Origin of the sequence: Saccharothrix variisporea, assembly GCF_003634995.1 — a bacterium.
Lineage (GTDB): Bacteria > Actinomycetota > Actinomycetes > Mycobacteriales > Pseudonocardiaceae > Actinosynnema > Actinosynnema variisporeum.
In genome coordinates, this window is the sequence record NZ_RBXR01000001.1 from 8,278,690 (window position 1) to 8,288,796 (window position 10,107).

Consider the following 10,107-nt stretch of genomic DNA (forward strand, 5'->3'; position numbering starts at 1 on the left):
GCGACGACCAACGACCGAACCCGCCGCCACCGCCGCCGGAACACCCCCCGAACAGCCTCATGAACGAAGAACGGCACCCACACACCCATCACAAGACCACGCCCACCTCCCGCCCGCGCGCCGAAACCACCCCGGCTCTCGCCTCCGTTGGGTGCTCGGTGGGCGCAGTCCGCGGCGCGGTGGGTGGTGGCGCGGTGGGTGAGTGGCAGGCGAGCAGGGGCAGGCGGGGCGAGTGTGTGCGGTGGGCGGGCGTGTGGCGGGCCTGTGGTGGGCGGACGGGTGCGCGGCGAGTAGCGGTCAGGCGCAGTGGTGGCTGTGCTGCCGTGTGGTGTGGCTCTACCCCAGCGCGGCCAGCCGTCCCTCCACCCGCTCGACGTCCCGCCCCCGCCCCTGCTCCCGGTACCCCTCCAACGCCCGCTCCCAACACCCCCGAGCCCGCGCGACATCACCCATCACCCGGCAGGTTTCACCCATCCGATCCAGGGTGTTGGCCGCGCTGTACGTCTCCCCCAACGAAGAGCACAACTCCAGCGCCTCCTCGAACCGCGCCAGCGCCTCCTCGAACCGCCCGGTCTGGTGGTCGATGAACCCGAGGCTGTCCAGGATGTTCGCCTGCACGTTCACGTACGAGTGCCGCCGCGCCAACTCCAGCGCCGCCAGGCACGACGTCCGCGCGGGCTCGTAGGACCCGAGCTTCGCCTGCAACCACCCCAGCGCGTTGAGCGCGTACGCCTCCCAGATCGGCAGCTCCAGCTCTCGGTACAACCGCAGCGCCTCGCCGACGTGCTCCAACGCGTCCGCCGGCCGCCCCTGCCGCTCGTAGGCACCCGCGAGGTTGTTGCGGATGTGCGCCTCCGCCTGACGGTCACCCGTCCGGGTGACCAACTCCAACGCGGAGTGCAACCGGTCCAGTGCCTCCTCGTGCAACCCGGCCTCGCCCGCTGCGGTCCCGAGCCGCCGGTACGCCAGGGTCCGGGCCACCGGGTCGCCCAAGCGGTCGGCCGCCGCGACCCCGGCCCGCCACACCAGGACGGTGTCCACCAGGTGCCCACGCCGCACCAGGAAGTTGTCCAGGGACCACGCCAGCCGCCACACCGCCTCGTCGGCCGCCACCCGCTGCACGGCGAGCAGGTTCGCGTGCTCGACCTCGAACCACGCCATGGCCGCGGCCTCGTCCGGCAGCTCCACGGGCACCCCGGTGCACGGACCCAGCTCGATCGGCACCCGGTGCGGGTCCAACAACCGGTCGGCACCAAAAGCCGTGTGCAGGTAGTGGTCCACCACCCGCCCCAGTGCCGCCGACGAAGCCACCTCCCGGGCCGCGTACAGCTTGACCAGGTCGTGCATGGACCACCGGCCGGGCGCGTGCTGCCGCACCAGGTGCGCGTCCTCCAACGCCCGCAGCACGTCCCGCACCCGCTCCACCGGCAAACCGGTCAGACTGGCCGCCGCGTGCAACCCGAAGTCCGCGCCCGGCGCGAGACCCAGCAACGCGAACGCCCGCGCCTGCTCCGCGCTCAACGCCTCGACCGACCACGACAACACCGCGGGCAGGCTCGCCGCCGGGTTCTCGTCGTCCAGCGCGCCCAGACCCTCCCGCAACGACGCCGCCAGCGCACCCAACGGCAGCCACGGGTTCGCCGCCGCCCGCCCGGCCACGATGCCCAGCGCCAGCGGGAAGCCGTGACAGCGGGCCGCCAGGTCGTCGACGTCCTCGCGCTCGCCCAGCACGGACACCAGGACTTCCCGGGACTCCGCCGCGCCCAGCACGTCCAACGCCAGCGGGCGGGCGCCGTGGCGCGCGACGACCTCGGTCAGCCGGTTGCGGCTGGTGATCAGGACCGCGCACCCGGGACTGCCGGGCAGCAGCGGCACCACCTGGGCCGCGTCGCGGGCGTTGTCCAGCACGACCAGCACCCGCTTGTCCGCCAGCACGCTCCGGTACAGCCCGGCCTGCGCCGCCAGGTCCGCGGGCACGTCCCGGGGCTCGACGCCCAGCGCGGTCAGCAGGCCGCGCAGCGCGGTCCCGGGGTCCAGCGGGGCGGTCGGGCTGAAGCCCTGCAGGTCCACGAACAGCTGCCCGTCCGGGAAGCGGTCCGCGTGCCGGTGCGCCCAGTGCAGGGCCAGCCACGTCTTGCCGATGCCGCCGGTGCCCGCGATCGCCGAGATCACCACCGTGCCCCGCTCGTCCAGCGCCTGGGTCAACGCGGCCAGCTCCTCCGCGCGGCCGGTGAAGCGCGGGGGAGGGGCGGGCAGCTGGCGGGGCACCACGACCGCGCGGGCGTCCAGCGCCGGGTCCGCCGCCAGGATGCGTTCGTGCAGGTCACGCAGGGCGCGGCCGGGGTCGGTGCCCAGTTCCTCGACCAGCCTGGCCCGGACCAGCCGGAACTCCTCCAGTGCGGCCCCGACCCGGCCCGCCCGGTACAGCGCCAGCATGTGCTGCCCGACGACCCGCTCGTCCAAGGGGTGCTCGGCCGTCCGCGCGGCGAGCTCGGCCACCAGCTGCTCGCCCTCACCGGCCCGCAGCCGCTGGTCGGTCAGGTCGCACTCGGCGCGCAGCCGCTCCTCGCGCAGCAGCTGCCGTTCGCCCTCGGCCCAGGAGCCCTCCAGCCCGGTCAGCGGGTCGCCGCGCCACAGCGCGACCGCCTCGGCCAGGTCCCTGCCGCGCAGCGCCCGGAACCGGTGCAGGTCCACGGCGTCCTCGTCGAGCACCAGCACGTACCCGCCCGCGCGCCGCTCGATCCGGGCCGGCGCCAGCAGGTGCCGCAGCCGGGACACGTAGGTGGCCAGCGTCTCCCGGGGGCGGCGCGGCGCGTCGACACCCCACACGCACTCGACCAGCCGGTCCACCGGCACGACCCGACCGACCTCCAGCGCCAGCGCCGCCAGCACGCACCGCTGCTTGGCGGGCCCGAGGTCGACCGGACACCCGTCGACCCGGGCCACCACCTCACCCAGCACCAGGACCTCGACCACCACACCACCCTCCGCCGGGGCTTCGCGTCGGCCGAACCCTATGCGAGCTCCGAGTGCTAGCTGTTGCGCAGGAACCGGTCCAGCACGCGGACGCCGAACTGGAGGGCGTCCACGGGCACGCGTTCGTCCACTCCGTGGAACAGGCCGGAGAAGTCCAAGTCGGCGGGCAGCTTCAGGGGCGCGAACCCGAAGTTCCGGATTCCCAACTGCTGGAACGACTTCGCGTCCGTGCCGCCGGAGAGCATGTACGGCAGCACCTTCGCGCCGGGGTCCTCGGCGGTGATCGACGCGGTCATGGCGTCCACCAGCGCGCCGTCGAACGTCGTCTCGACCGGCGGCAGGCCGATCCACTCTCGCTCGACGTCCGGGCCCAGCAACTCGGCCAGCTCCCGGTCGAAGGCCTCCTCGCGGCCGGGCAGGATGCGGCAGTCCACAGTGGCCTCGGCCACGGAGGGGATGACGTTCGCCTTGTACCCGGCGGAGAGCATGGTGGGGTTGGCGGTGTCGCGCAGCGTCGCGCCGATCATGCGGGACAACGCGCCGAGCTTGCCGACCGCGCCCTCGATGTCGTCCTCGGGGAAGTCCAGGCCGGTGATCTCCGAGACGCCGTCGAGGAACTCCCGCACCGACGGCGTGATCACGACGGGGAACCGGTGCTGCCCGAGCTTGGTCACCGCCGCCGCGAGCTTGGCGACCGCGTTGTCGCGGTGGATCATCGAGCCGTGCCCGGCGGTGCCGCGGACCCGGAGCTTGAGCCACCGGATGCCCTTCTCGGCGGTCTCGACCAGGTAGGCGCGGACGTCGTCCTTGAGCGTGATGGAGAAGCCGCCGACCTCGCTGATCGCCTCGGTGACCCCTTCGAACAGTTCGGGCCGGTTGTCCACCAGCCACTTCGCGCCGAACAGACCACCGGCCTCCTCGTCGGCGAGGAACGCGAACACGATGTCCCGCGGCGGCACCACACCGTCCCGCTTGAACCGCCGGGCCACGGCCAGGGACATGGCGACCATGTCCTTCATGTCCACGGCCCCGCGCCCCCACACGTACCCGTCCTGCACCGCACCGGAGAACGGGTGCACCGACCACTCGGAGGCGTCGGCTGGCACCACGTCCAAGTGCCCGTGCACCAGCAGCGCACCGCGGGACGGGTCGGCCCCGGCCAACCGCGCGACGACGTTCCCGCGCCCCTTGGCCCCGGACTCCACGTAGGTCGTCTCGTACCCGACCTCTTCGAGCTTCTCGGCGACCCACTCGGCCGCCTCGCGTTCCCCGACGAGCGTCGCGGGATCCCCGGTGTTGGTGGTGTCGATCCTGATCAGCTCACTGGCGAGGCCGACGACCTCGTCCTGCGCCACCCGGAGGCCTTCTTCGACGTTGCTCACCCCGCCTTCCTACCACTGGGTCCACGACCTGGGACGACCCGGCCCCAACCCCCTCACGCCTCACACCGACCGAGTCCGCCCACCCCGCACCCGCACCCGCTCCCGCCCACCCCACACCCGCTCCGGCCCACCCCGCCCGCGCCCGCGCCGCCTCGCCCCACCGCCGGCGCCGCCTCGCCCGCCTTGCCGCGCCGGTCCCGCCCGCCCGTTCCGCCGCTCCCGCGCGCCGGCCGTGCCTGATCCGCCGCGCCCTCCACCTCCCACATCCCTTGCGCCCGGGCCGCGCGCGAGGACCATGGGAGTCGTCGGCGGATCGGAGGAGGCCCACGGTGCCGGACGACTTCTTCGGCTTCGGCTCGAACCCCCTGGAAGACCTGGTCGGCAGGCTCTTCGCGGGCCTGGGCGTGCCCGCGTCCCCGACCCGCCGGGCCGAGCGCTTCGGCCGTGACCTCACCGCCGCCGCCCGCGAGGGCACCCTGGACCCGGTGGTCGGCCGGGACGACGTCATCGACGAAGTGGTCGAGGTCCTGTCCCGGCGCACCAAGAACAACCCCGTCCTGATCGGCGACCCCGGCGTCGGCAAGACGGCGATCGTCGAGGGCATCGCGACCCGCATGGCCTCCGGCGACGTCCCGCCTACCCTGGCCGAGCGGCGGCTGATCTCGATCGACCTGGCCGCGATGGTCGCCGGCTCCAAGTACCGGGGCGAGTTCGAGGAACGTCTCCAGGGCGTGATCGACGAGGTCGCCGCGACCAACCGCATGATCGTCCTGTTCATCGACGAACTGCACACCGTCGTGGGCGCCGGCAGCGCCGAAGGCGCGGTCATGGACGCGGCCAACATCCTCAAACCCGCCCTCACCACCGGCCGCCTGCAACTCGTCGGCGCCACCACGGTCGAGGACTACCAGCGGCACATCGCCAAGGACGCCGCCCTCGAACGCCGGTTCCAACCGGTCCTGGTGGACGAACCCACCCCGGCCCAGGCCGTCACCATCCTCACCGCCCTGCGCGGTCGCTACGAACGCCACCACGCCGTCCGCGTCACCGACGAGGCCGTCCGCGCCGCCGTGGACCTGTCCGCCCGGTACGTCACCGAGCGGTTCCTGCCCGACAAGGCCATCGACCTGATGGACCGCGCCGGCGCGCGCGTCCGCCTGCGGCAGAAGACGCCGCCCCCGGACATCGACGCCCTCGAAGCCGAGGTCCGCCGCCTCGACGAAGAACACTCACCCCGCCTGGCCGAGGCCCGAGCCGCCCTCGCCGCCGCCCGCAACGCCCTGGCCGACGCCCCGGAGGTCACCGCCGACGACGTCGCCGAGGTGGTGTCCCGCAGCACCGGCATCCCGGTCACCCAGCTCACCGAGCCCGAGCGACACCGCCTGCTGCACCTGGAAGAGCAGCTGCACCGCCGGATCGTCGGCCAGGACGAGGCCGTCGAGGCGGTGGCCGACGCCGTCCGCCTGGGCCGGGCGGGCCTGAAGCACCCGAACCGCCCCACGGGGTCGTTCCTGTTCCTGGGCCCGACCGGCGTCGGCAAGACCGAGGTGGCCCGCGCGCTGGCCGAGGCCCTGTACGGCTCCCCGGACCGCCTGATCCGCCTGGACATGTCCGAGTTCGCGCAACAGCACACCGTGACCCGCCTGACCGGCGCACCACCCGGCTACGCCGGCTACGACGACCCGGGCCAGCTGACCGGCGCGGTCCGCCGCACGCCGTACTCGGTGGTCCTGCTGGACGAGGTCGAGAAGGCGCACCCGGAGGTCTTCAACACCCTGCTCCAGGTCCTGGACGCCGGCCGCCTGACCGACGCGCACGGCCGGACCACGGACTTCGCCAACACCGTCATCATCATGACCAGCAACATCGGCGCGGACCAGCTCCTCACCGCCACCACCACCGACCACCTGCGCGACCCGCTGATGGTCGCCCTGCACCGCTACTTCCGCCCCGAGTTCCTCAACCGCCTGGACGAGGTGATCCTGTTCCGCGGCCTGGACGCCGACCACCTGCGCCAGATCACCAAGCTCCTCCTCAACGACACCCGCGACCGCCTGCGCGCCCAGGACATCACCCTGGACGTCACCGACGAGGCCGTGGACTGGCTCGCCACCACCGGCTACGTCCCGGAGTTCGGCGCCCGCCCGCTGCGCCGGACCATCTCGCGAGAACTGGACCGCCGCCTGTCCCGCGCCCTGCTGTCCGGTGACCTGCGCCCCGGCCACCACGTCGTCGTGACGATCGAAAACGCCACCCCCGCCCTGACCATCACCGGCTGAGGCATGGCTTCGCGTTCTCACGGCTGGCTAGCGAAGTGTCATCGGTAACTGCCCGCGGTGTCGACCTTGAACCAATTATTGGCACGTGCCACTCTGAGCAGAGAGGGCGGCGACTCGATGGACGTTCGGTGCGGAGAAGTATCGGCTGAGGGATCTTGACGGCGTGTGTGCCGAACGCTGATAAGATCTGCAATCTCGTCGTTCACCGGTTCGATGACAGTAGTGAACGGGTTGAGCCACCCGTGGCTCCCGATGCGCCGGGCAGCGTCGACCACTATGTGGCGTCGAGCTTCGGAAAGTCGGAAGATCACTGCCTGCCATTCTCCGAAAAGTGTGGACATCACAGGAGGTGGGGCGACGCACCACAGAGCAAGGGCCCATTCGCCACGTGCCAGATCCCCGTCCGTAGTCTGCTCTCCGGCGCGTTCAACCAATGAGTTGACGGAGTCCAATTGGTCGCGCCACCACGAGGCGCTGCCGGAGTTGTTGCGAATCTCGCCCAACAATGTCGCCGGGTGGGCCTCAGGGCCAAAGGGCTTGGTGCCCGCTAGTCGAGTGTAAGCCAGTTTGAAGGGTGAAGCAGCGCCGACGATGGCGATGAGGGAGGCAAGCCAACAGGGTCCGGCCAAGTCGAACAGTGCCGATGCGGCGTTGGACCACGGAAATGTGCTGCTCTTCTCCCCAGTCTTGAAGCGACGAAGTGCGGCGACGGCGGCGAATGGTGAACCTGCTCTGCGAAGGCGGTTGACGGCGTCTCTGCGGCGGCGCTGCGCAGCACCGTCGGCTTCGGTGAAGCCATTGTCCGAGTTGGTGAGAAAACCGTCGATGCTCAACGCGACTGCGATTTGCGCGGGCTGTGAGCGCAGTGAACTGACGTCAGGGCACAATCCGTCGAGTACGGCGCGCGTGAGGTCTGCTTCAAACCCTCCGCCAGGGGGCGGCACAAGGCCTGTGTTGAGCGCACTCTGCGCGACAAACGGGCGGGACACGTCCAGTCCGTCGAGGTGGAGTTCGATGCCGGCGGCACCCTCGCAATCGGCGGTCATCCGCAGCCACGCAGTCACGCTCGGCGTACCTGCGGCTGCGCGTGTTTGATCGGCCCACCACGCGGCGAAATCGGCTCGTTGGTTGAGCAGTTCCCTGAGAATCCGCACTCGGTCGGGGTTGCCAGGGTCTGCTGGGTGCTTGGCGAGGTGCTCGGTCAGGCGGGTCCAGGTCGGGTCCGGACCGTCCCCGGCCGGCAGTTGCGGAAGGTTCGGCAGAGGCGTGATCTCGCCGCGGTCAAAAGCGTCGAGAAGGATGCTCAAGTTGAGGTCGCTGCAAAGACTTCCCAGGACGTCGCGAACCTGACGGGGCCTGCTCGTGAACACGCCATCCGTCAGCAGCGTCCACGCCGCTACAACCGACGGCGGAGTGCTTTTCTCGACAACCTCGTCGCGAATACCGTCGGCCAAGACGTAGACATCGCCCCCCTCAGCGTTGCCCCCGTAGAATCGCGCGGTGTTCAACCAATATGGTCTGCGCAGCAGTTCGCGGAAGACGGTATTCCTGTCGAAGTCCCGGACCTCCTCGCCGGCGTATCGGTATAGGAAGCGTGCGGCGAAGTACTCGCGGAGTGAGAGCACCTCGAATTCGTAGATGCCTTCGTTCTTGCTCGTCAAGGCCCAGAGTCGGTCGCTGGTCGCCTCGAACAGTTCGTCGACCATCGTCTCCGGGTTGCCGTAGGTGTGCTGGAAGTGGCGAATCGCGGCTTTCAAGTCGCGTACGGACATCTGTGCGTTCACAGGGTCTTCTTCGCTGTGTGCTTGGAGGTACCAGCCGAGGAAGGGGACGATCTCGCGCAGTTGCTTCTGATGCTTCCGGACCGATACCGGGTGCTTGTTGGCTTCGCGGGCCAGCAACAGGTCGACGTAGGATTCGTATAGTTCCGTACGCTGTGTCGGCGTTGCTTCGCCATGCTTGTGGAGCAGATCCAGTAGGATCGTCAATTGCATCGGATTGCCGGCGAGTTCGCCGATGTAGGGTTCGCGACTCTTCTCCGCAAAACTGGTCCGCAGTGCGCGCCCTTCGCTGCCCACTACTCGCCGGACGGAACACCACTTCTGCAAGTACTCGTCACGCTGGCCGGAGTCGAAGGGCTTCAACACCAAGGTGTCGAACAGATCCGGCGAGGGCTCCGCGAGTTCATTCGAGCTGGGTCTCGTCGTAACGATCACGCGAGGCGGAGTCTGATACGCTTCTCCGCGACGACAGAACTGGTCGATGGCATCGACGACTTTCGCGCGCGTGGTTGATCGCCCGACTTCGTCGAGGCCATCGAGAACGACTATGCTCGGTACACGTTCGAAGATTCCCTGTACAACCTCCGCGGTGATCGACACGCCTCCTGCGGCGTGGCTGATCAATTCAGCGAGGAAGCATTCGATCGTCGATTGGGAGGCGGGACGAGTGGAGTTCACCTTCCGAGCGTCTTTGGCCCACACGTCGACACCTGTCAGCCACTGGGCGTAATCGCTGAGATCGAGCCGCAGCGGGAACAAGGGCTGGTCGATCGTGGGAAAGTTCGCCGGTCTTTGCCGGGTGGGTAGGAAGGCCGAGCGGTGCACCTGGGAAACGAACTGTGTAAGGGTCGACTTGCCTTGTCCTGGGGCCCCGCGAACGAGCACGCAGCGGGCACCTCGTTCGAGGAGGTGAGCGGCAGCACCTCCCACTGGTTCGGGCGTAGCACGCTCTGCGCGTCGACGGCCCGTAACATGAAGTCTGTCCGCATTGACGTCGACGAATAGGTCGGCAACCCTCTCACGGTCGATGTCCACCTGGCCGAATTTGACGCGCTCGTCGTCGCCCCATTGCGCCGACGCGACCTTGCGCAGCAGAGTACGCAGACCATGGTCGTTGCGCTCCGCAGCCTCATCGCTGATGAGATACCGTATGAGATCCCATCCTGCGAGCATGTCGGCGTATTGCCACTTGATCTCGGTCGGTGCACTGTCGACCATGCCATCGACGGATTCACGCCAATGACAAACCATCTGCTCGAGTCCGAATTCTTTGGCATGGGCGTCGAGTTTCAACCCGAGTCGGTCAAACGTGCCTCGGCCAGGACTGCCGGTACTCGGCACGTTCGTCACCAAGGCGTACCGCCGCACGCCCTCGGCGGCGAGACGACGGAGGCTTTCCTCCTCCTTGGTCACCACCTCGTCCAGCCACTTGACGGGGTCTTTCTCCTTGCCGTTGGCGGACCACTTCACCTGGTACACGAGGCTCTTCGCGGGCTCGACGCCTTCCGGTGGAGTTACCGCCAGTCCATCCCGACCGCCGTCGGCCTGCCGCAACGGCAGTGGCACGTAGTTCTCGAAGCGGAGCGTCAAGAGGGCGTTGACCAACAATTGGAAGTCGTGGTCACCCAGGCGTTCATATAAGTACTTGTAACGGCTCTCCGGCAAGACCACTCCTTCGAAAAATGGCAT

At 69.4% G+C, this 10,107-nt stretch carries 4 protein-coding genes; 1 reads left to right on the plus strand and 3 read right to left on the minus strand.

Going from position 1 to position 10,107, the window contains the following annotated elements; all coding sequences use genetic code 11:
- Positions 1-336 precede the first annotated feature (336 nt).
- Both DFJ66_RS37840 and DFJ66_RS37845 read right to left on the minus strand, forming a co-directional pair.
- On the minus strand, positions 337-2,976 hold the full coding sequence (locus tag DFJ66_RS37840; protein WP_342776993.1) for an AfsR/SARP family transcriptional regulator: 2,640 nt from the start codon (positions 2,974-2,976) through the stop codon (positions 337-339).
- A 56-nt stretch (positions 2,977-3,032) separates the two neighbouring features.
- Positions 3,033-4,358, minus strand: coding sequence for a M20/M25/M40 family metallo-hydrolase (locus DFJ66_RS37845; RefSeq protein ID WP_211351447.1), 1,326 nt, complete (start codon positions 4,356-4,358; stop codon positions 3,033-3,035).
- A 329-nt stretch (positions 4,359-4,687) separates the two neighbouring features.
- On the opposite strand from DFJ66_RS37845, the gene DFJ66_RS37850 reads away from it, so the two are divergent.
- A complete protein-coding gene (locus DFJ66_RS37850; protein ID WP_246030081.1) occupies positions 4,688-6,637 on the plus strand; it encodes an ATP-dependent Clp protease ATP-binding subunit in 1,950 nt (649 codons plus the stop codon).
- A 38-nt stretch (positions 6,638-6,675) separates the two neighbouring features.
- On the opposite strand, the gene DFJ66_RS37855 is transcribed toward DFJ66_RS37850, so the two are convergent.
- Positions 6,676-10,083 (minus strand): NACHT domain-containing protein, encoded by a 3,408-nt coding sequence (locus DFJ66_RS37855; RefSeq protein ID WP_121232353.1) that lies wholly within the window; start codon positions 10,081-10,083, stop codon positions 6,676-6,678.
- Positions 10,084-10,107 lie beyond the last annotated feature (24 nt).